Below are 21,704 nucleotides of genomic sequence, written 5' to 3' on the forward strand. Positions count from 1 at the left end.
CAATCTCAGTAGTGAATCTCCCCGGGTTCTGTGCGCACCGGGTTATCTGTCTCCAGCCGGTTGCTCGGAGCAGGTCGAATAGTAGTCGGCTTCGTACTCGACCGGTGGTCGGCGGCCGAGTCGGTGCATCAGCCGGGAGTGATTGAACCAGCTGACCCACTCGTGAGTGAGTAACTCGACATCAGCCAGCCAATGCAGAGGGCCGCGGCGGAACGGCGAATCATCGCGCACCGCCTCGGTCTTATAGAGCCCGATCGTGGTCTCGGCGAGGGCATTGTCGAAGGCGTCCCCGACCGAACCAATCGATGGACGCAGACCCGAAAGCATCAGTGTCTCACCACATTTCACTGAGGTGTATTGCGACCCTGCGTCGCTGTGATGAATCGTGGACCCGGTCCACGGACGTCCCTGGCGCGCCCGCAAGGCCGCCGCCTGGCGGATCGCTGACTCCACGAACGCGGATTGTTTGCTGGTCGAACATTCCCAGCTCACGATCCGGCCCCGCGAAGGCGTCGACGACGAACGCCGTGTAGACGAAGCCCCCACTCGCCAGCCGCACGTAGGTGAAATCGGCGACGACCAGCAGATTCGGAGCCGGAACCCGGAAGTTGCGGTCCACCAAATCCGCTGCCCGACTCCCCACGGGATCAGCCTCGGTGGTGCGAATCACCTTGCGCCGCACCACACCCCTCAACCCATTGACACGCATCAACCGCTCCACCGTGCAGCGGGCCACCGGGATTCCCTCGCGCTGCAGATGTCCCCACATCTTCTCCGCGCCGTAGAGCGATTCGGGTGTGCGGCGACCATGCTCGTCGGGCTCGTAGTTGCCGGCCAGGATTTCGGTGATCGCGGTGTCCCACAGCGCCCGTTTCGACGGCGGCCGCGACAGCCAGGCATAGAAGGTTCTCGGGGCGATCGTGCAGCCGTGCGCGGTGAGCGCACGGCAGATCGGAGCGACCCCGAACCGAGCCCGATGCTCGGCGATGAACGCGCAGACTACTTCTGTCGCGGGTCGCTCGCCCGCGCGAAGAAACTTGTCGCCGCCGACAGGATGTCGATCGTCTGCTCGAGCTCGGCGATCTTGCGTTTCTGCTCGCGGATGATCCGGGCCGCCTCGGTCGACACACCGTCGGAGCGACCCGCGTCGACCTCGGTCTGACGAATCCACTTCCGCAGCGTCTCCGCGGTCATCCCCAACCGGGACGACACCGCCGTGATCGCGGCCCACTCGGTCGGGTAGTCCTCACGATGATCGACGACCAGCCGGACTGCCTTGGCCTTGGTCGCCTCGTCGTACTTCGATGGCATGATCTGCCCATCCTCTCAAGGAAAGAGGTGGGCACGAAACACAGGGCGATTCATAGTGAACTGGAACGGCCCATGCGGCAGGGTCTGGTGTGATCGTCTCGGGCTGCTGACGCTGGCGGGTGTGAACTGTATTCGACCGGACGTAACAGTCGCAGCCAGCGCTCCTAGCGTTCTTTGAGGATTCTGAGCTCTGCGCTGCCTAGCGTCGACGCTCATGAGGATGCTCTTTGTCGCTGGGGGAAGCCCGAGCACCGTGTTTCCACTGGTTCCACTGGCCACGGCTGTCCGCAATGTTGGGCACGAGGTCGTCGTCGCTGTCACCGATTACGCGGTCGAATCGGTGACGCACGCCGGGTTGTCGGCGACCTCGGTGTCGTCGACACACATGTTCGAATACATGTTCAAGGATCGGACAGGAAGGCCGATCAGTGAGCTCCCCGATCCGGAGCAGGCGACTGATCCGCATGTCTCGCTCATCTCGCATGGGCACGGTATGGGCAGGCTCGCTGCTGGCTGCCTTGACCGGCTGGTCTCCTTTTGTGAGGACTGGCGGCCGGACGTCATTATCGGGAGCACGCTTTCCTTCGCGGCACAGATCGCCGCCTCCCGATTCGGTATCCCGTACGTCAAGCACGCCGTCTGTCCCGGTGAGCCGCCGGATGTGGACCGAGGCGCCGAGGCGGAGCTGGCACCCGAGCTGGAGCGGTTCGGTCTGGACAGGCTGCCTGCCGGTGACTTGGTGATTGACATCTGCCCGCCGTCGGTTCGCCCGCTCGCTAACCCAGCACCCGCTCAGTCGATGCGATACGTGCCGGGCAACACCCAGCGTGGACTCGAACCGTGGATGTACACCCGACCGGACCGACCACGGGTAGTCGTCACCTCAGGCAGTCGGGTCGCGAAGGGTTTTCAGTTGGAGGACCTGATCGCGCAGGCGAAGAAGATCACCCCGCTGGATATGGAAGTCGTGGTCGCGGTCTCGGACCACGTCGCCGAAGAGGTCCGCCAAGCGGTCCCGGGCGTGTGGGCTGGATGGGTCCCGCTCGATGTGGTGCTGCGGACCAGCGACTTGGTGGTTCACGGTGGCGGGGGAAACACAATGCTCACCGCGATCGTGGCGGGCATCCCGCAACTCGGTATTCCGGTCCAGCCGAAGCAGGCGTCCATGCAGGAGCGGTTGGTCGCTCGTGGTGCGGGTATGGAGCTGACGCTGGCCGACGCCACGCCGGACACCGTAGCGAAGGCCTGCCGAGGGCTGGTCGAAACGCCGTCTTATCGAGAGCAGGCGCAGGAACTCTCGGTCGAGAACGCGGCGCAACCGTCACCGGCCGAGGTCGTCGGCGTGGTTGAGGCATTAGTGGACGGCTGGGACAAGTGACCGTGCTGTTCAAGGACGACTTCCGCGCCGGGCTTCGTCGCGCCGGAGATGAGCCGGGTTGGCAGCTGCGGCGGGTCGGTTCGTTGCCCGGCGGGGATGCCGTGGCCACCACGACCGCTGATGGTTTGGTGCTGGATCCGATCGGCACGAACCCAGAGACGGGGGATCCGTGTTATGCCTTCGGAGCCACCACACCGAACTCAGGTTCGAGTCACATCAAGTTCCAGATGAGCGCGCACACTGCGGTGGGCCACGGCCCGTCCGGGTTCGCTATCGAGCCGGGAACTCGACTCACCGCGGAGTCCACGCTGGCTGTCCGGAACTTCGGTACCAACGCGCATCCGTTCGGGAATATTGTGGTCACCGACCACAATGATGATTTCCGGCTGACCACCGGTGGGATGTTCGCCGCGGACCTGGCTTCGTCGCTGATCTTCCTACTGATCTGCACGAACCGCCGGGTCTACGCGGGGTACGAGCGGATTCCCGGTGATGTGGGGCTGGCGACGTTCTGCCAGTTTGTGCCGGTCGCCGAGCGGACGCCGGAATCCCGGCATCACTTCGCCTTCCGTTACCACGACGGGACGTTCGAGTGGTTGGTCGACGGTGACACCGCGCTCAGCCATGACCGGATCGGACGCAGGCTGCCCCCTTCGGCTGCGTCGTCCCTGAAGGACGACGGAGTTCGCGACGGCAACGCCGAGATCGGGCGATTGCTATTCGGCCTCACCACTTTCACCCTGCTGGAGGTTGGCGGAATCGGTGGAGAGCCCGTTGCGGCCGATCCCGCGGTGGCTGAGTTGTGGGGCCAGGGCACCCGACTCACCGTGTCCCGGTTCGCCGTGCGGCAGGAGGTTTGAATGTTCACGTCCGATCCCACCGGGGTTTGGCGCCTGCGCTCGTACTACGAGCTCGATGAGGACGGCCGCATCGGCGAGGGGCCGCTCGGGCCGGAACCGCATGGGCTGCTCCTCTATCACGCGGACGGCTTCATGTCGGTCAGCATGATGCGGACCGGTGACTTTCCTCCCGGCAGCGAGCAGTTCATGGGCTACGCGGGCCGCTGGCGGATAGATGGCGGCGAGATCGTTCACACGGTCGAGGTGAGTGCGCATCAGTTTCAGGTCGGCGTAGACCTGGTCCGCACCGCTTCGCTGGCAGGCGATCGGCTCACCCTTGAAGGCGTATCGGCTACGGCGTTCCGGCCGCGGCGGCGAGTGCTGAACTGGCAGCGTGTAGTGAGGCCGTGATGAAGGCGCTTGTCTGTTACGGATACGGCGCACCAGAGAGTTTGCAGCTCACCGAGATCCCGAGGCCCGTGCCGGGCCCGGGTCAACTGCTGGTCAAGGTTGCCGCCGTGGCGCTGAATCCGCGCGATATTCTGCTGGTGACGGGTACAACTCGCGACTTCCTGCCGGTGGAGCCGCCGTTCATACCAGGGATGGAGTACGCCGGTACGGTCGTTTCGATCGGGCTGGACGTTAGCCAGTGCGCCGTTGGCGACGAGATTTTGGCGTGGACGTACCCGGTGTTCAGCGGGACGGCCGACTATGCGCTGGTGGACGAGGGGCCGACCGTCGCGCATCGCCATGCCGGGCTTGCCGCCGAACAGGCCGCCGCTCTGCCGGTAGGCGCGATGGCTGCGGCCACACTGCTGGTCGCTGTGGAATCGGGGCGAGGGCGGACACTTCTGGTCGACGGCGCTTCCGGCGAGATCGGGCACTATCTGGGGCAGCTAGCCCACCGCGCCGGGCATAAGGTTTTCGCGATCGCGTGTCCGGACGATGCCCACCTCCTGGGTGACATCGGTACCGAACACCCGATCGAACGCCGCCGAGGTGCTGCTGGAGTACGCGCATTTCGACCTGCCGGAGGGGGGCATCGGCATCTCGCTGGCCGCAGGCGCCGCTACTAACGAAGGACAGCTGCGCCCGGTGACCACCTGTCGCTCGTTCATCGACGCCACCGTCGCGTTGGCCAGATTCGCTTTCACTCCTCATCACGGTAAAGCCCTCTTGACCTGGAGTTAGTCGTGACCTACGCCTTTGATGCCGACCTTTTGCCATGGATACCGAGACTGCCTGCTGTCGACTACACCGATCTGCCGAAGGCACGGCTGCTGCTCGCCGAGGCCGCCGCCAATGCGGTGTCCTACGAGCCCGTGAACCCGGTCGAGATTGCCGACCGGATAGTGCCGGGTCGGCCGGACATCCCGGTGCGGATCTACAGGCCGACCGGGTTGATAGAAGCTACGCCCGCGCTCCTGTATCTCCACGGCGGTGGCTTCATGCTTGGTGACCTCGACCTGGTGCACCCTGCCGCGCTGCGGTTCGCCGACCGGGCGGGCGTGCAGGTGATAACAGTCGGTTACCGGCTTGCCCCCGAGCACCCCTTTCCCGCCGCGCTCCAGGACAGCTATGCCGTACTGGCCTGGACTGCGCGGCACGCCAAGAAGCTGGACATTGTCCCGGATCGGATCGGCATAGGCGGCGAAAGCGCCGGTGGTGGGCTAGCGGCGGCGACCGCGTTGCTCGCCAGAAGCCGGGGCGGGCCGGGTCTTTGCTTCCAATGCCTGGCATTCCCGGAACTGGATGACCGGCTCGACACCGTGTCCGCCAGGACCTTCGTGGATACTCCGAAATGGAACCGGCCGAGCGCCGAGGTGAGCTGGCAGAACTACCTCGGTTCGACGGCCGAGCCGGGCTCCAAGGAGGTCTCGCCGTTCGCGGCTCCGGCGCGGGCCGCTGACCTCTCCGGATTGCCGCCCGCATTCATAAGTGTCTGCGAATTCGACCCGTTGCGCGATGAGAACCTGACCTACGCACATCGTCTGATCAAGGCCGGTGTGCACACGGAACTTTGCTATTACCCGGGGACCTTCCATGCCTGCCACACCATTTCGGCAGCCGTTTCCCGGCGTATGGTCGCCGATCAACTTGCGGCAGTCCGCAGAGGGCTGAACTGCCGATCTCCTCGACTACCCCAAGAAAAGAACAGAAAGGCGAAGCATGCCTGAAGAGCTCAAGGTGTTGCTGGACGACGACTTCTCCAGCGGGCTGACCGCCGACCGATGGTCGCACGCGGCTATCGGTCCGTTGATGATGGATGACGGAGTCGTCACCACGGCGGCGGACGGGCTACGCGTCGTGGCCAAAGGTGTGAACGACGTGACGGGCGAGCCAGCCTTCACTTCGACGCTACCGAGAGAAGAGGAGAACGGTTACGGCTTGACCGGCGCGCTCGACCACCTCAAGTGGCTGGCCTACGCGAAGCATGACCCGGAACGCGGGCTGCCGGGGTTCGACGCCGAGCCAGGATGGGTGCTGACTTTCGAATCGTGGCTCTCGGGATGTACCTACGGGACGGCCTTGCACCCCTTCGGTGACACGGTCTCGGCGGACGATCATCGGCTGGCCGCGATCATCATCACCACGGTCGACCCGGCGACTGGACTGGTGTTCAACTTTCTGCTCACCAACGACACCGTCTACGCGCAGTACGAGCGGCTGGACATCCAGCGGTCGCGGCTCGGTGAGTATGCCGCGTTCAACTATCTGGTCCCCGTCGCTCGACGGACACCAGCCGACAAACACCACCTCGCAATCTCCTTCGACCGCTCCGGCGGTGTCGTGCGCTGGCTGGTGAACGGCACCGAGGTCTTCCGCATTGACCGACCGGGCACCAAGCTGCCCGAGCGCACCCACCTCACCGAGGACCACGGCGGTACTGAAACGGTGGTCGAGTCGGAGCGTCTCAACTGCGGGATGGGCTTGGTCACCCGGCTCGACGGCGCCGCACCGGGGCAGTCCGCGCTCGTTCGGTTGTCAAGCGCGGAGGCCTACTACTTCGCCACGGACGAAGGCGCCCCGAAGCCGCAGGAGTTCTTCGACGACAAGAGCCTTCCGGCCAACCGCCTTTTCGGCCAGGGCGCCGAACTCACGTTGACCCGCTACCGAGTTACCAGCAGCCGTCGATGAGGGACGAGGAAACATGGCAGACAGCATCAACTTCGCGGTCATCTACTACAGCTCGACCGGTAACGTGCACGAGCTCGCGACAGCTGCGGCGCAGGGCGCGGAGAAGGCTGGAGCCGAGGTGCGCCTGCGCCGGGTGGGCGAGTTGGCGAAACCCGAGGCAATCGCGGCCGAACCCGGCTGGATCGCGCACCGCGATGCAACCGAACATATTCTCAAAGCACACGTCGACGACCTGCTGTGGGCCGACGCGATATTGCTGGGGACGCCGGCCCGTTACGGCAGCATGGCGGGTCAGCTCAAGCATTTCATCGACGAGGACACCGCCGTGCCGTGGCGCGAAGGACGGTTGGCCGACAAAGTGTGCGGCGCGTTCGTCTCCGGCATCTCCCGGCACGCCGGCTCGGAGAGCGCGCTCCTTTCGCTGTACACTGTTTTTTCCTCATGGGGCGGGATTATCGTGCCGCCTGGGTTCACCGACCCAATCCAGTTCCAGCTCGGCAACCCATTCGGAACCTCGCACGCGAGCACCATCGACTTCAACGAGCCGGACGAGGTGGTGCTGGCAGCCGCCCGGTACCAGGCACACCGGATGGCGACCACCGCCGCCGCGCTCAAGGCCGGGCGGAGCTGAGATTGCCATTGCGCTTCTAGCGACTTTCTATCCGCGGCAAAGATAATAATGCATGCGGGAACTCTCTGATGAATAACGAGGAATGGGAATGTTGACTGAAACTATTGCGCGAGCCGGGCAGATTATCCTTCGCGATACCCCGCCGGATGGGCGAGCATATTGGGCGGCGCGCTTCTGGGACCGGGATGCTGTGGAGGCACATCCGGAGATCTCCGGGGATTTAGAACTGCAGAAGAAGGCCATCGCGGAATACTTCCGCTCCTATGCTGGTGATGTAGGAACCGTGGTGGAGTTCGGCTGCGGCACAGGTCTATTCACTCAGATGTCGGCCGAGCTCACTCCAGCGAAGCAGATCACCGCTCTCGATATCTCCAAACAGGGACTCGAACTCACCCGTCGGCGGGTGAATCACGACGATCTTCGGCTCATCGAGGGCGATTTCTGGTCCGAACATGGTCTGGGCAAAGCGGATTTGGTTGTTTGTGTCGACGCGATCCACCATCTGGGCGATGTAGAGGCAGTGCTGCGCCGCCTCCATTCTTTCGTGCGCCCGGGCGGGCTGTTCATCGGCAATGCGATGATCCTCGACGAGTTCCACGATTTCCAGCGCCGCCGCTACGGGCACGCTGGCCATCTGCTGCGCACCTCCCTTTTCCTGGCAAGTGCGGTGATGGTCAAATTGACCGGAGGCCGGGTGAATACAGGCGCCTACCGCACGCAATTGCGGCATAGCGCGGATATTGGCAATTTGCTTTCACGCATTTTCCCGGAAGTGCTCGATGTCTCTATCGATCCGGGCTACATGGCTTTTGCATGCCGATGCTGAAACAGTGGGTCCGGTAGGCCTTAGTTCCGCATCGGGACTGGCGGAAATTATGTCATCCCATTTTCGATGAGAGGTGAATAAGAGGTGAAATGCCAATCTATGGGTTTCACGCTCGAGGCAGGTGCCCAGTGAAGCGTCGCGTGGTGATCACCGGGATGGGGGTGCGGGCGCCCGGCGGCAACGGTGTCACCCGGTTTTGGGACCTGCTTGCTTCGGGCAGAACTGCAACCAAGCGGATCTCGTTCTTCGATCCGTCGCCCTACCGGTCACAGATCGCGGCCGAGGTCGACTTCGATCCAGTGGCCGAGGGGCTTTCCGCCCGCGAGATTCGACGGATGGATCGTGCGAGTCAATTCGCCGTAGTCTGTGCCAGGGAAGCCCTCGCTGACAGTGGTCTGGCGGCCTCCGCGCTCGCTCCGGAGCGGATCGGGGTCACGGTCGGTACTGCGGTGGCTGCCGCGACCAGCCTGGAGCAGGAGTACCTGGTGCTATCTGACGGTGGTAAGGACTGGCTCGTCGACCCTGCTTGGCTGAACCCGGCCATGTTCGACCACATGGTGCCGAGCGTGATTTCGGCTGAGGTCGCCTGGACGGTGGCAGCGGAGGGGCCGGTGACCGTGGTATCTAACGGCTGCACCTCCGGCATAGACGCGGTCGGGCATGCCTGCCGCCTCATTGCCGAAGGCAGCGCTGACGTGATGGTTGCAGGTGCGACGGACACTCCGATCACTCCGATTGTGGTGGCGAGTTTCGATGCCATCAAAGCGACCACTCCCGACAATGATGCCCCGGCGCACGCTTCCCGCCCGTTCGATGCATCGCGCCGCGGGTTCGTGCTGGCCGAGGGGGCGACGATGTTCGTGTTGGAGGAGTACGAAAGCGCGCGGAAGCGCGGCGCGCACGTCTACGCGGAAATCTCCGGCTACGCGAGTCGCTGCAACGCCTACCATATGACTGGGCTGAAGGCCGACGGACGGGAAATGGCGGAAGCGATCACCGCCGCGCTCGGTGAAGCACACATACCAGCGGCTGCGGTGGATTACATCAATGCGCACGGGTCCGGCACCAAGCAGAACGATCGGCACGAGACTGCGGCCTTCAAGCGCAGCCTTGGTGATCACGCGTACCGGACCCCGGTCAGCTCAATCAAATCGATGGTCGGGCACTCGCTCGGTGCCATTGGTTCGATTGAGATCGCGGCCTCGCTGCTTGCGATACAGCACAACGTTGTGCCCCCAACCGCAAACCTGCACACTCGCGACCCCGAATGCGACCTGGACTACGTGCCGTGCGAGGCGCGGCCGTGGCCGATCAGGACCGTACTCACGGTCGGCAGCGGCTTCGGCGGATTCCAGAGCGCAATGGTGTTACGTAGTCCGGCCAAGGTGGCAGTGTGAGCAGGGTATACGTGACCGGAATCGGCGTGGTGGCACCGAACAGCTCAGGGCTCGAACGGTTCTGGGAGGCAGTGCTCGAAGGGCGGCAGGGGATAGGGCGGGTGTCTCGGTTTGACGTGTCCGGCTACCCGGCGGTGTTGGCAGGTGAGATCAGCGACCTCGACCCAGCCGAGTACCTACCGGCTCGCCTCCTGCCACAGACCGACGTCTCGACCAGACTTGCACTGGTCGCGGGCGAATGGGCGCTGGCCGACGCCAAGATCGACCCGGACACGCTGATCGGCTACGAGATGGGTGTGGTGACCGCGAACGCCGCTGGTGGCTTCGAGTTCACTCATCGCGAGTTCCGCAAGCTGTGGACCCAGGGCAGCAAAGCCGTAAGCGTGTACGAGTCCTTCGCCTGGTTCTACGCGGTCAACACCGGGCAGCTGTCGATCCGGCACGGGATGCGCGGGCCGAGTAGTGCGCTGGTAGCTGAGCAGGCGGGCGGTCTCGACGCACTCGGTCACGCTCGCCGCACGGTCATCGCCGGCACGCCGCTGATATTGGCTGGCGGGGTGGACTCGGCGCTTGACCCCTGGGGGTGGTCGGCCCACATCTCGGGTGGCCGGATCAGTCGCGCGACGAATCCGGACCGTGGCTACCTGCCCTTCGGTATCGAAGCGGCAGGGCACGTCCCTGGTGAGGGTGGCGCGATCCTGGTGCTCGAAGCCGCCGACAGAGCGGAAGCCCGTGGTGCCCAAAACATCTACGGTGAGATCGCGGGCTACGCGTCCACGTTCGATCCTCCACCGAGGTCGGCCCGCCCGCCCGGACTGCGGCGGGCCGCCGAGCTCGCACTGGCCGACGCTGGTATGGAGCCGGGCGAGGTCGACGTCGTCTTCGCCGATGCAGCGGGGGTGCCCGAGCTGGACCGTGCTGAGGCCGAGGCGATCAGGGGGTTGTTCGGCAGAGAAGGTGTACCGGTAACCGCGCCAAAGGCCCGATATGGACGGCTGCTCGCTGGCGGAGGGCCGCTGGATGTCACTACAGCCCTGCTGTCCCTCCGCGACGATCTGATCCCGTCGGCACCGGTCACGTCGGTGCCCAGTGAGTACGGGATCGACTTGGTGTGCGGGCAATCAAGGGCGGCGGCCGTGGGCAGTGCATTGGTGCTGGCTCGGGGCCGCTGGGGATTCAACGCGGCGGTGGTCGTCCGTAAGGCGCCTGTCGTAAACAAGGAAGGTAGGTGAGCCGCCGATGATGACGATCGAGCGGTTGTACGAATTGATCGTCGCTTCCGCCGGCGAGTCCGATAGCGCGTGGACCGGCGCGGAGTGCTACGATCGGACATTCGAGGAACTGGGCTACGACTCACTCGCGCTAATCGAGACGATGTCGAGGATCGAGCAGGAGTACGGGGTCAGCATCCCGGACGAGCAGGTTGCGGACCTGCAGACACCGCGCGCAGTACTCTCGCTGGTCAACAAGGTTATCGGTGGGTGAAGTACATGCACACTGAACACTCGGTGGTGGTGGCAGCTTCCGCATCGAGCTTATACCGGCTGGTGTCGAACCCGGTGTGGTGGCCGTCGATCTTTGCGCCGTGCGTGCACGTGCGACAGCTCGATCGGGACGCGGTCACCGAACGGTTCCAGCTGTGGGCAATCGTCAACGACGAGGTTAAGACCTGGACCTCACGGCGACGCTTTGACGCCGGTGGGCTGCGGATCGAATTCGAGCAGGAGAGCAGCCAGGCGCCGATCGCCTCGATGGGCGGTGTGTGGGAGTTCCGGCAGTTGGCGGGTGATCGCTGCGAAGTGGTACTCGGACACCACTTTACTGCCGTTGACGGCGACCGCACCGCGCTGGATTGGATAACCCAGGGAGTCGATGCCAATAGCGAGGGTGAGCTGGCGGCGCTGGCGAGGCTCGTGGAGTCCCGATGTCCCCTCGACGAGGTCATCTTCTCTTTCGAGGATCGTGTGCAGGTGCACGGCGACGTCGCCGGGGCTTACGAGTTCATCGCCAGGTCCGACCGCTGGTCGACTCGGCTAGCCCATGTCAGGCGGGTTGACCTGATTGAGGCGCCGGGGGGGATCCAATGGATGGAGATGGACACCGTGACCGCCGACGGTGCCGCGCACACGACCAAGTCCGTCCGGCTGTGCTTCCCGCGCAAACACATCGTGTACAAGCAATTGTTGCCCCCCGAACTGCTGATCGGCCACAGTGGCACCTGGGAGTTCGAATCCGCGGGAGGCTCGGTCGTGGTCACCGCCAGGCACCGTGTCGCGGTCGACGCGGACGCGGTCCCTCGACTGCTCGGCTCGGCTGCCACGCTCGTTGACGCGGGAAATTACCTACGTGAGAAGCTTGGGGCGAACAGCAGGGCCACACTTGCCGCAGCGGCCGCCTCTGAGGGCGTGGTGTGACCGATCAGGTGCCCCCGGTCGGCTTGGCGGAACTGGCAGAGGGTGTGCATGCTTATATTCAGCTGCCGGGTGGCTGGTGTATGAGTAACGCAGGAGTGATCACAGGCGGCGATGGCGCGCTCGTGGTCGATACGCTCGCCACTGAGTCGAGGGCGCGCCGGCTGCGCGCGGCTGTCGACGCTGTAGCGCCAGGTAAGCTCCGAACCATTGTCAATACCCATCACCATGGTGACCACATCTTCGGCAACCACGTTTTCGGGCCGACCGCAACGATCATTGCGCACGAGAATGCATTGCGTGAGATTACTAAAACCGGGCTGGCACTGACCGGGATGTGGCCGGACGTAGACTGGGGCGACGTCCGGATCACCCCACCGTCGCTCACCTTCACCGACCGGCTGACCGTCCGCCTTGGGCGGCGGACGGCGGAGCTGATACACCTCGGCCCGGCGCATACCACCAACGATGTCGTGGTGTGGCTGGCCGAGGAGCGAATCATGTTCGCTGGTGATTTGGTGATGTCCGGTGCGACACCATTCATGTTGATGGGTTCGGTGGCGGGCAGCCTCACTGCGCTGGGCAGGTTGCGGGAGTTCGGCGCGCGTCAGCTGGTGTGCGGGCACGGGCCAGTCACCGGGCCGGAGGTGATCGACGAAACTGTGGAGTACCTGGAATGGATTCAGGGCTTGGCTGCGAACGGTGTGCGGCGAGGGCTGACCCCGCTGGAGCTTGCCCACGAAGCTGGGGATGGCGGATTCGGCCACCTGATAGACGGCGAGCGCATTGTCGGCAACCTGCACCGGGCGTACGCGGAGCTCGAGAGTGGGCCCCTCGGCCGCTCCCTCGACGTGGTCGGGATCTTCACTGAAATGGTTGAGTACAACGACGGCCGGTTACCGACCTGCCTAGCCTAATTCCGCCAGGTCCAAACGGGCTCGGGCAGCGCTGTTCGATAGGAGCCAGGTCAGGGCAGGCCGTCGGTCTCCCGACGGCACTGGGTGAACCCCACACGGCCCGGTTCACGACCAGGTCGAGGCGGTTTCCATTACGTAGCGCCCATATTCCGATTTGCCGATCGCGGCGCCGAGCCGATGACACTGATCGGCGTCGATGAAGCCCATTCGCAGTGCGACCTCCTCGATGCAGGCGATCCGGACGCGTTGGCGGCTCTCGAGAACGTGCACGAACTGGCTCGCGATCAGCAGCGCTTCCGGGGTCCCAGTGTCCAGCCAAGTGAAGCCTCTGCCGAGGTCGATCAGTTTTGCCCTGTTCTCAGCCAAGTAGCGGAGGTTCACATCGGTGATCTCCAGCTCTCCCCGCGCTGAGGGCTGGATGTTCTTGGCGATGTCCACGACGCTGTTGTCGTAGAAATACAGCCCGGTGATGGCGCGGTTGGACCGTGGCTGCGCAGGCTTCTCCTCGATGGAAATCAGCTTCCCGTCCGTGTCGACCTCGCCGACTCCATAGCGCTCGGGGTCGCGTACCGGGTGCCCAAACAGGACACATCCATCGACCTCGCGGGCGGCGTCTCGCAATAGTGTGGTGAAGCCCGGACCGTGGAAGATGTTGTCGCCAAGAATCAGAGCGACCGGGTTGGAGCCAATGTGCTCGGCGCCGATTAGGAACGCCTCCGCAAGCCCGTTGGGCTGAGCCTGCTCTGCGTAGTCGATCTGCAATCCCAGCTGTGTGCCGTTCCCGAGCAGGCGTTGGAACGATGGCAGATCGGTGGGGGTCGATATGACGAGGATGTCTCGGATGCCGGCCAACATCAGGGTGGACAGCGGGTAGTAGATCGTGGGCTTGTCGTAGACCGGTATCAACTGCTTGGAGACCGCAATCGAGTTCGGATAGAGCCGGGTTCCGCTTCCGCCGGCGAGCAGTATGCCTTTCATGGTGTCTCCACTCCCAAGAGCACAGGTGGTCGGCGTGTTTTCGGACGCCAACCGATGTCCGAGGAGGATCTGTTGCCGGCCGAACGGCTGGCAGGTGTCGGATCCCCCTGGATACGGTTACAACGGCGACTAGAAGTCATCTCGAAGTCAGGTCGAAGCCTGTCGCCGTGGGCGCTGGGCTACTGCAAGAGCGAGGGCCTGCGCTTCGCGATCCGTGAGGGTGGCCGCACCGTCGGTGTCGGTCGCGTCACCAAGATCGTCAAGTAGGATGAACCAATACCGAAGAGGGCCGTTCCCCAAGGGAAGCGGCCTTTGTCGCTATGCTGAGGCAGTGTCCAGGATTACGTTCGACCCGAAACAGCTCGGGGGTAGGCCCTGTATTCGCGGCATGCGGATTCGGGTGAAGGACGTGCTCGAACTCCTCGCCGCCGGTGAATCCGAGGATTCGATTCTCGAGGACTACCCATACCTGGAACGCGCGGACATCCGCGCCTGCCTGGCCTTCGCTGCGGCCGAGGCTGACCACCCTATCCTCCGGTAGGCCTGTTGAGATTCATCATCGACGCGCAGCTGTCGCCCGCCTTGGCCCGCGCGTTGGTGGCAGAGGGCTACGACGCCGTACATGTCTGCGCCATCGGTATGACGTCAGCTTCCGATCATCAGGTGTGGGACGAAGCCATTCGCCGTTCGGCGGCGATCGTCACCAAGGAGGAAGACCTCATCCTGATCGGCAGGGCGAGCCCGGAGCTGCCAGCCCCGGCTGTAGTGTGGATCCGAATCGGCAACTTCACCAGGAAGGCGCTACTGGAAGCCGTGATGCCCCTGTGGGCGACTGTCGAATCCATGGTCGAATCTGGTGAACGAATTGTCGAGATTCGCTGATCCGGACGTGTCGGTACCCGTCCGGTAGCTGCGACAACGGCTTCTGCGGTGCCGTTTGTGTTTTCAGGATCGTCGTCCTCGTCCACCCAGTCGGCGACCACGGTGCCCGAGATCATGCCGTCGGAGCCGGGTAGCGCGGTGGTGGGGCGGTCGTCCTCGTAGGCTTCCGCGATTTCGGCGGCGCGCCGCCGATGCTTGTCCTCGACCTCCGGTTCCGGAACGACGGGCCGCTCGTTTTTTCGCGGATTCCTCCCGAATCCGCTGTTCCTCTTCGGTATCCATGCCGCAGACCTGCCCGCTGACGGGGCGCTCAAACCGGATGCGGGCCGGTAGCGCCCGCGCTCACGGCGGTCGCGGCTAGCCCGGTAACGGCGCGTGTACCGCGCCCAGAATCCGCCCGGAGTCGAAAGTCGCTGCGGCGGGGGGCAATTCGCCCGGACGGCCGCTGGTGAGGACGCGGACGGTGCCGGTGCCCGCGGTGGGGCGGCCGAGCGCGTCCATGCGGCGCAGGGTTTGGCCCGCGACGGCCTCGGCGCTGTCGAAGATGCGCACGCCGCGGGGGAGGGCGGCGAGGATGGCGTCGAGAACCAGCGGGTAGTGGGTGCAGCCGAGCACGATGCCCTCGGTGCCCGGCGGGGTGCGCTCGGCGGCGCTGGCGATGGCGCGTTCGATGGCGGGCAGGTCGCCGCGGTCGATGGCGTCGGCGAGACCGTGGCAGGCCACGCCCGTGACCTGGGCGTTGCCGCCGAAGCGGGCGATGAGATCGGCCTGGTAGGCGCTGGCGGTGGTGGCGGCGGTCGCCCAGACCGCCACCTGCGAGCAGGCCGCGGCGGCGGGTTTGATGGCCGGAACGGTGCCGATCACCGGTACCCCGGCGCCGACTTCGGCGCGGACGTGTTCGAGCGCCGTCACGCTGGCCGTATTGCAGGGCAGCACAATGACCTCCGCGCCCTCGCGCAGCGAGGTGCGCGCGGTGTCGAGCACCCGGTCGATGACCCACTGCTCGGGTTTCGGCCCCCACGGCGCCCCGTCGGGATCCAGCTGCAGCAGCAGATCCAGGTCGGGTCGCAGCTTCCGCAACCACGCACCCGTGGGCAGCATGCCCAGGCCCGAATCGATGAGCGCGACGATCACCCTTGTCACGGTAATGAATGCGGCGCGGGCGGTGCGAATCGCGTCCGGCGAACAGTACGAATCGGCTCAGCCCACGGGCTGGGTTTCGGCGAGCCTGGCGCGCATCTTCATGACCTTGCCGGTCATGCCGGCCCCGACCACGGCCACCAGTTCCCCGCCCCGGAAGTAGTGCGCGAGGAACTTGCGGCCCTGATCCTCGACGATCCGGACCTCGTCGGCCAGCGCGGGCAGGCCCAGCGCCTGGATCTTCAGGTCGTACTGATCGCTCCACACATACGGCACCTGCGGCGGGGGCGGTTCGGCTCCGAGCAGCGCGCAGGCCAGTGTCTTGGCCTGCTCCCCGGCATTGGTCCAGTGCTCGACGCGCCTGTTGCGCCCGCTCCGGTGCGGCCAGGCGGCCACGTCGCCCACGGCCCAGACCCCGTCCACGGCGGTCCGTCCGGTCTCGTCGCCGATGATGCCGCCGCCGTCGGCGGGGGCGGCGAGCGGGATGCCGGAGTCGGCGAGCCAGTCGGTCACCGGAATCGAGCCGATGCCGATGACCACCAGATCGGCGTCGATGCCGGTGCCGTCGCCGAGCCGCACCCCGCGTACGGTCTCGTCCTCGACGATCAGGCCCTCGACTCCGATTCCGCAGCGCACGTCCACGCCCTCGGCCCGGTGCATCCGCGCCACCAGCTCGCCGACCTCGGTGCCGAGCGCGGCGGAGAGGGGTGTCGGCTGCGGTTCCACCAGCGTGACCGCCACGCCGTCGGCGCGGAAGCTGGCGGCCAGTTCGCATCCGATGAACCCGCCGCCCACCACCACGGCCTGTCGCGCGTCGGCGAGGTGGGCGCGCAGCCGGACCGCGTCGGCGTGCGAGCGCAGCACGTGCACCCCCGTCGCCTCGGGCAGTCCCGGGATCCGCCGGGGGCGCAGGCCGGTGGCGATGACGAGCTGGTCGTAGCCGAGGGTCGAACCGTCGGCCAGCGTCACCCGGCGCGCCGCGGTGTCCACGCCGGTCGCTGCCGTGCCCAGGCGCAGGTCGATGCGCTGCTCGGAGTAGAACTCGGCGGGGCGCAGCGCGGTGTCGTCGGTCCGGCCGCGCACGAACTGCTTGGACAGCGGCGGCCGGTCGTAGGGTGCCCGGTCTTCGTCGCCGATAAGGGTGAGTTCCCCCTCGTAGCCCGCTCGGCGCAGTTCCTCGGCCGTCCGGAGCCCGGCCAGCCCCGCGCCGACAACTAGAACGTGTTCCACCGGGTGTGACATAGAGGCAACCCTAACCTTTTCGGGTCACTGCGGGGGATCGGTTGTGTCGGGCGCCACAGTCATTTCGCTCCCGAATCGTATCCGGGCATTTATTGATCGGGCGGTCAATCAGGAATAGAACGAAAGAAGGATCAATCCAGCCTTGAAGGAGGCACATCATGTTCACCGACAGCCGTGCACAGGACGCGGTAGCCGTCGTCCTCGGGGCCATCGCGGCCCTGTCGCCCATCTGGGTGGATACCAGCAACCGGGCGATGTGGACGTTGATCGTCCTCGGCGTCCTGATCGCCGCCACCGGCCTGGCGCAGCTCGCCAAGGTCGCCGGCGCCACCGCCGACTACGCCATGGCCGTGCTGGGCGTGCTGCTGTTCCTCTCCCCGTGGGTGATGAACTTCAGCTCCTACACCAACGCGTCGTGGACGGCGTGGATCGTGGGCGTATTGACCGTCGTGGTCGCCTTGGCGGCGCTTCCACAGGTCGCGGGGCGTATGCATACGGCACACTGATACACATGCCTGAACCGCGAGCGGGGCGTCGCCGCAGCCGCAAGGTCGACGGCGACGCCCGTCAGCTCATCCTGGATGCTGCCGAAAAGCTGTTCGCGGCACAGGGCTTCGACGCGACCCCCACCGCCGCTATCGCCTCGACCGCGGGTGTGCCCAAGGGTCTCGTCTTCTACTACTTCCCCACGAAGGAAGCTATCCTCACCGCCTTGATGACCGAGCGGGTGCCCGCACGGCCCATCGAGGACATCGCCGCGGTGATCGCCCCCGGCGATCCGGCCACCAGCCTGGTGAACCTGGATGCCGCGCTGAACCTGCGCGACCACCACTCCTCTGTGCTCCGCGTGATCATGTGGCGCGAGGCCGATACCCATCCGGACGTCCGTAAGCAGTTGCGCTCCATGCGCGATCAGCTGTTGGACGTGACCGCCCGGGTATTGCAGGCCAGCGCGCCCGGCCCGGTCCAACCCGGAACGCTGCGCGCCTGCGCGGCGGCCTGGGTGTCGGCCATGTTCGCCATCGCCAGCACCGACCGTCTGCACGCCCTGGACGGTATGACGCTGCCGACCGCCGAAGAGGTGCTCAATGTCGCACAGGTGGTGGCGGCGGGTATGACCCAGTTGGGCTGAACTGGCACTATCCGTTCCGTCGCCAATATTGTTGTTCACAAAACGGATTCGTCTCAGACCCGGGGTGCGGAGTTCACGGCGGCCCGATAAGAATGTCGGCCATGGATGCCGACTACACCTCCGACCTGGGGCACTCGCTGACGTCCCGGTCCGAGAACTACCGCCTCACCCACCCCGATACCTCGGACTCACGGTATGCGGCGAATTCGACGCTGACCGGCGTGGACACCGGTGGCCACGCCGCGCTCGGACGCCTGAGCCCGCCCGAGGCCCCCGCGCAGTGGAGCAACTCCGGCAGCCACCGCACCGCCGAACCCGAATCCGCCCAGCAGAATTCGCGCCCGACCGACTTCCGCGCGGAATTCGCCGCCCCGATCAACGGCAGCGCTTCCGCGACCGCGCCGACGGCGTTCGGTGGCAGCGCGCCCACCACCGGAAGTCCGGCGCTCAGCGGTGGTTCGCGTGGTACGGGGGATTCGGCGTTCGGCGGTGGTTCGCGTGGCACGGGGGATTCGGCGTTCGGCGGTGGTTCGCGCACCACCGGGGATTCGGCATACGGCAGCAGTGCGCCAACCACGGGGGACTCTGCCTTCGGCGGTAGCGCGCCCACCGGGAATTCCGCCTTCGGCGGTAGCGCGCCCGCCACCGAGAATTCCGCCTTCGGCGGAAGTGCCCCCGCCACCGGGAATTCGGCCTTCGGCGGCGGCACCCCGACTGCCGAGGGTGCGGCGTTCATCGCGGGCGGCGACAATGGCACCGCATCCGGTGCGGGGGGAACAGCACCCGCCGCGGCGGTCCGGGAGACCTCCACCCCCGGTGGTTCCCACGCCGCGCCGACATCGGCCGACCGGCCCACTCGTGCGCGCGAGCGCCAGGCCGCCGCGGCCTCCGGCGCGACCGTGGAGCCGCAGCACGTCATGCGACTGCTGCTGGCCAGCCACGAACTCGACACCGCCGCGACCGGAGCCGAGGCCGGTGAGGTCGGCGTCGCCGAGCTGGCCCGCGCCGCCCACCGCACCCGCGCCGCCGCCGTGGAACTCGTATCCGCCTGGTACGGAGGGGCGGACCAGATGCGAAATTTCGCTGAGGCGCTGTTACAGGCCGCGTCGGAAGGCGCAGGCAGGCACTAGCGCGGGTCGACCCGTCGCCCACGGCACCTCGCCGGGATCGCGGGCGCCGGTTCGGGAGGTTGCCACCACCGCGTTTCGGACGCCGTGGCTGCCGCCGCTGTCGGGGCGCAGCAGGCGGATGCGCCTTCTGCCGACCGGCCAGGAACCCGACACCGGCACGTCACCGATGTCGAGTCCGGGACAGCTGTCGTGGCTGATCTGCTCGTGCGCACCCGCGCCGCCATGGACCGCGTGTCCGAATGGCGCACCGGGGGCCGGATCCGATGGCCGTACCATCCGGATATGGGCGCATTGACGGCGGAAGCGGTGCGGACAGCGCTGGCGGAGGTCGCCGATCCCGCGGATGCGGCGCAGCTACAGCGGTTCTTCAAGACGGGGCCGGGGGAGTACGGGGAGGGTGACGTCTTCATCGGGGTGCGGGTGCCGCAGACCCGCAAGGTCGCGAAACAGTTCGGGGGACTGCCGCTGTCGGAGATCGACCGGCTGCTGGACAGCGAGGTGCACGAGCACCGGCTGGCGGCGCTGGTGATCCTGAACGCGCGGATGGCGAAGGCATCGCGGGTGCGCACCGGCAGCGCCGCGGAGCAGCGGGCGATCGTCGAGCTGTATCTGGCCGCCATGCGGCGGGGGCGGATCAACAATTGGGATCTGGTCGACACATCGGCCGAGCACATCCTCGGGCCGTGGTTGTTGGAGCAGCCGCGGGATCCGCTGTACGAGCTGGCGGCGTCGGATTCGTTGTGGGAGCGGCGGATCGCGCTGCTGACCACCTTCGCCTTCATCAAGGCGGGCGACGCGAGCACGACGTTGGCGCTGTGTGAACGCCTGCTGTCCGACCGCCGCGACCTGATCCAGAAGGCCGTCGGGTGGATGCTGCGGGAGGTCGGCAAGCGGGTGGACCCGACCGCCCTCAACGACTTCCTGGAGGCGCACGCCGCCGACATGGGCCGCACCGCACTGAGCTACGCCACCGAGCACCTCACCGCCGAACAGCGTGCGCACTACCGAGCGCAGCGCTGACGGCCGCCCGCCTCGAACCCACCTCCCGGCCGCCGAACCTCCCGATGGTCGCGTGTGGGTGTCGGGTCGCCGAACTCCCCGATGGTCGCGTGTGGGTGTCGGGTCGCCGAACTCCCCGGTGATCGCGTGTGGCTGTCGAGGTCGCCGAGATATGCGATAGGCGCGTGTGCCTTGGGCGCGCTGTGCCCAGACCCGCGCGGACGCCGCGACCGTGCCGTCGAGGGCACACCGCCCGCGAGCGGGCGGTGTGCCCCCGAGGCTGGTCAGAACTGGATCTTGAGGTGATCGGTCACCGGCCGTGCCTGGCAGCCGAGGATGTAGCCGTTGGCGATGTCCTCGGGGTCGAGGATCTCCGCGTTCTCCATCTCGACCGTGCCCTCGAGCACGGTGCAGGCACACGAGCCGCATTCGCCCTCGAGGCAGGAGTAGGGCACGTCCAGGCCCTTGGAGAGCATGATGTCGACCAGGGTCTGGCTGCGCGGCCAGGCCATCTCGTGGGTCCGGCCGTCGAGCTCCACCTCCACGCTGGCGGCGTCGGCGGCCTCCTCCTCGCTGATCTCGGCCGGTGCGACATCGGCGAACGGGTCGCCGGACAGGGAGTTGAAGACCTCGGCGTGGGTGCGGTTGCGCGGCACCCCGAGCTGGGCCAGCGCGTCGTGCACCCGGTCCATGAACGGCTTGGGGCCGCACATGAAGGCGCTGAACTCGGTGTAGGGCCGGGTCAGGGTGGCGAGGGCGTCGGCGGTGGGCAGGCCCTGGAGCTGTTCGAGCCAGTGCACGACCACCAGCCGCTGCGGGTTCTTGTCGGCGAGTTCGCGCAGCTCGTCGGCGAAGATCACATTGTCGTGGTCGCGGTTGGCGTACACCAGCACGACGCGTGAATTACCGCGTGCCAGAGCTGATTTCAGGATCGACATAACCGGCGTGATGCCGGAACCGGCGGCGAAGAGCAGCAGGTCCTCGTCGAGGTTCTTGGGCGTGAAAACGCCGGAGGGCGGCAGTACTTCGAGGGTGTCGCCCGCTTTCACGTTGTCGCACACCCAATTCGAGGCGTAGCCGTCGGCGGTGCGCTTGACGGTCACCTTGGGTGCGTCGTCGGTGTGTGGCGAGCTCGCCAGCGAGTAGCAGCGCGCCACCGATCCGGTGAGGTCGCTGGGAATGCGCAGCGTCAGGAACTGCCCCGGCTGGTAGCTGAAACGTTCGCGCAGTTCGGCGGGAACGTCGAAGACCAGCGAGCAGGAATCGGCCGTCTCCTGGATGACCGCGGAGACCCGCAGCACGGCCGATCGCGAGCTGTGCGGTACGTCGACGGTGGTCATAGTGTCCTCTCGA

Annotated in this window: 23 protein-coding genes and 2 pseudogenes; 20 read left to right on the forward strand and 5 right to left on the reverse strand. The window is 66.1% G+C overall.

The window, feature by feature from the left end:
* Window positions 1-42: 42 nt before the first annotated feature.
* Window positions 43-1,311: pseudogene (locus tag QMO76_RS31445) on the reverse strand (IS3 family transposase).
* A gap of 214 nt (window positions 1,312-1,525) precedes the next feature.
* Here QMO76_RS31445 and QMO76_RS31450 point away from each other — a divergent pair.
* The 13 genes from QMO76_RS31450 (at window position 1,526) to QMO76_RS31510 (ending at window position 12,848) form a co-directional block, all read left to right on the forward strand.
* Window positions 1,526-2,689 (forward strand): glycosyltransferase, encoded by a 1,164-nt coding sequence (locus QMO76_RS31450; protein ID WP_306364991.1) that lies wholly within the window; start codon window positions 1,526-1,528, stop codon window positions 2,687-2,689.
* Window positions 2,686-3,549 carry a DUF6081 family protein gene (locus QMO76_RS31455; RefSeq protein ID WP_306364992.1) on the forward strand — a complete coding sequence of 288 codons (864 nt, stop codon included), beginning with the start codon at window positions 2,686-2,688 and terminating at the stop codon, window positions 3,547-3,549. Before QMO76_RS31450 ends, QMO76_RS31455 begins: the two co-directional genes overlap by 4 nt.
* Window positions 3,550-3,939 (forward strand): lipocalin-like domain-containing protein, encoded by a 390-nt coding sequence (locus tag QMO76_RS31460; protein ID WP_306364993.1) that lies wholly within the window; start codon window positions 3,550-3,552, stop codon window positions 3,937-3,939.
* Entirely contained in the window at window positions 3,939-4,604 is a 666-nt protein-coding gene (locus tag QMO76_RS31465) for an alcohol dehydrogenase catalytic domain-containing protein (RefSeq protein WP_306364994.1), read from the forward strand. Before QMO76_RS31460 ends, QMO76_RS31465 begins: the two co-directional genes overlap by 1 nt.
* A 117-nt stretch (window positions 4,605-4,721) precedes the next feature.
* Complete coding sequence (locus QMO76_RS31470; protein ID WP_306364995.1) at window positions 4,722-5,705, forward strand: alpha/beta hydrolase; 984 nt, start codon at window positions 4,722-4,724, stop codon at window positions 5,703-5,705.
* Window positions 5,698-6,666, forward strand: coding sequence for a DUF6081 family protein (locus QMO76_RS31475; protein WP_306364996.1), 969 nt, complete (start codon window positions 5,698-5,700; stop codon window positions 6,664-6,666). The genes QMO76_RS31470 and QMO76_RS31475 overlap by 8 nt, the downstream gene beginning before the upstream one ends.
* Window positions 6,667-6,679: 13 nt before the next feature.
* Window positions 6,680-7,297, forward strand: a complete 618-nt coding sequence (locus QMO76_RS31480) for a flavodoxin family protein (RefSeq protein WP_306364997.1) — start codon at window positions 6,680-6,682, stop codon at window positions 7,295-7,297.
* An 88-nt stretch (window positions 7,298-7,385) separates the two neighbouring features.
* A complete protein-coding gene (locus QMO76_RS31485; RefSeq protein ID WP_306364998.1) occupies window positions 7,386-8,123 on the forward strand; it encodes a bifunctional 2-polyprenyl-6-hydroxyphenol methylase/3-demethylubiquinol 3-O-methyltransferase UbiG in 738 nt (245 codons plus the stop codon).
* 128 nt (window positions 8,124-8,251) lie between these two features.
* Complete coding sequence (locus QMO76_RS31490) at window positions 8,252-9,520, forward strand: beta-ketoacyl synthase (protein ID WP_306364999.1); 1,269 nt, start codon at window positions 8,252-8,254, stop codon at window positions 9,518-9,520.
* Window positions 9,521-9,531: 11 nt separating this feature from the next.
* Entirely contained in the window at window positions 9,532-10,752 is a 1,221-nt protein-coding gene (locus tag QMO76_RS31495) for a ketosynthase chain-length factor (RefSeq protein WP_306365000.1), read from the forward strand.
* 7 nt (window positions 10,753-10,759) lie between these two features.
* Window positions 10,760-11,005, forward strand: a complete 246-nt coding sequence (locus tag QMO76_RS31500; RefSeq protein WP_306365001.1) for an acyl carrier protein — start codon at window positions 10,760-10,762, stop codon at window positions 11,003-11,005.
* Between the two features lie 5 nt (window positions 11,006-11,010).
* Window positions 11,011-11,934: an aromatase/cyclase gene (locus QMO76_RS31505; RefSeq protein ID WP_306365031.1), complete on the forward strand. Its 924-nt coding sequence runs from the start codon at window positions 11,011-11,013 to the stop codon at window positions 11,932-11,934.
* Window positions 11,931-12,848, forward strand: a complete 918-nt coding sequence (locus QMO76_RS31510) for an MBL fold metallo-hydrolase (RefSeq protein ID WP_306365002.1) — start codon at window positions 11,931-11,933, stop codon at window positions 12,846-12,848. Before QMO76_RS31505 ends, QMO76_RS31510 begins: the two co-directional genes overlap by 4 nt.
* 105 nt (window positions 12,849-12,953) lie before the next feature.
* On the opposite strand, the gene rfbA is transcribed toward QMO76_RS31510, so the two are convergent.
* Window positions 12,954-13,826 (reverse strand): glucose-1-phosphate thymidylyltransferase RfbA, encoded by an 873-nt coding sequence (gene rfbA, locus QMO76_RS31515; protein ID WP_306365003.1) that lies wholly within the window; start codon window positions 13,824-13,826, stop codon window positions 12,954-12,956.
* A gap of 192 nt (window positions 13,827-14,018) precedes the next feature.
* Between rfbA and QMO76_RS31520 the strand changes: the two are divergent.
* The 3 genes and pseudogenes from QMO76_RS31520 to QMO76_RS31530 form a co-directional block, all read left to right on the forward strand.
* Window positions 14,019-14,093: pseudogene (locus QMO76_RS31520) on the forward strand (hypothetical protein); the annotation flags it as partial.
* Window positions 14,094-14,157: 64 nt separating this feature from the next.
* On the forward strand, window positions 14,158-14,367 hold the full coding sequence (locus QMO76_RS31525) for a DUF433 domain-containing protein (RefSeq protein WP_306365004.1): 210 nt from the start codon (window positions 14,158-14,160) through the stop codon (window positions 14,365-14,367).
* Between the two features lie 5 nt (window positions 14,368-14,372).
* The gene (locus QMO76_RS31530; protein WP_306365005.1) at window positions 14,373-14,708 is read left to right on the forward strand and encodes a DUF5615 family PIN-like protein; all 336 of its coding nucleotides are present in this window, start codon (window positions 14,373-14,375) and stop codon (window positions 14,706-14,708) included.
* 357 nt (window positions 14,709-15,065) lie between these two features.
* On the opposite strand, the gene QMO76_RS31535 is transcribed toward QMO76_RS31530, so the two are convergent.
* Both QMO76_RS31535 and QMO76_RS31540 read right to left on the reverse strand, forming a co-directional pair.
* A complete protein-coding gene (locus tag QMO76_RS31535) occupies window positions 15,066-15,842 on the reverse strand; it encodes a glutamate racemase (protein ID WP_306365006.1) in 777 nt (258 codons plus the stop codon).
* 66 nt (window positions 15,843-15,908) lie between these two features.
* A complete protein-coding gene (locus tag QMO76_RS31540; RefSeq protein WP_306365007.1) occupies window positions 15,909-17,090 on the reverse strand; it encodes an NAD(P)/FAD-dependent oxidoreductase in 1,182 nt (393 codons plus the stop codon).
* Window positions 17,091-17,248: 158 nt separating this feature from the next.
* On the opposite strand from QMO76_RS31540, the gene QMO76_RS31545 reads away from it, so the two are divergent.
* The 4 genes from QMO76_RS31545 to QMO76_RS31560 all read left to right on the forward strand — a co-directional run bounded on the left by QMO76_RS31545 (window position 17,249) and on the right by QMO76_RS31560 (window position 20,372).
* Window positions 17,249-17,596 carry an SPW repeat protein gene (locus QMO76_RS31545; protein ID WP_306365008.1) on the forward strand — a complete coding sequence of 116 codons (348 nt, stop codon included), beginning with the start codon at window positions 17,249-17,251 and terminating at the stop codon, window positions 17,594-17,596.
* 5 nt (window positions 17,597-17,601) lie between these two features.
* Entirely contained in the window at window positions 17,602-18,222 is a 621-nt protein-coding gene (locus QMO76_RS31550) for a TetR/AcrR family transcriptional regulator (protein ID WP_306365009.1), read from the forward strand.
* A gap of 101 nt (window positions 18,223-18,323) precedes the next feature.
* Window positions 18,324-19,352: a hypothetical protein gene (locus QMO76_RS31555; protein WP_306365010.1), complete on the forward strand. Its 1,029-nt coding sequence runs from the start codon at window positions 18,324-18,326 to the stop codon at window positions 19,350-19,352.
* 282 nt (window positions 19,353-19,634) lie between these two features.
* Window positions 19,635-20,372, forward strand: coding sequence for a DNA alkylation repair protein (locus QMO76_RS31560; RefSeq protein ID WP_306365032.1), 738 nt, complete (start codon window positions 19,635-19,637; stop codon window positions 20,370-20,372).
* A gap of 263 nt (window positions 20,373-20,635) precedes the next feature.
* On the opposite strand, the gene QMO76_RS31565 is transcribed toward QMO76_RS31560, so the two are convergent.
* Window positions 20,636-21,691 (reverse strand): ferredoxin--NADP reductase, encoded by a 1,056-nt coding sequence (locus QMO76_RS31565; protein ID WP_306365011.1) that lies wholly within the window; start codon window positions 21,689-21,691, stop codon window positions 20,636-20,638.
* Window positions 21,692-21,704: the final 13 nt, after the last annotated feature.

Origin of the sequence: Nocardia sp. CC227C (assembly GCF_030767025.1) — a bacterium.
In the GTDB taxonomy this organism is placed as follows: domain Bacteria; phylum Actinomycetota; class Actinomycetes; order Mycobacteriales; family Mycobacteriaceae; genus Nocardia.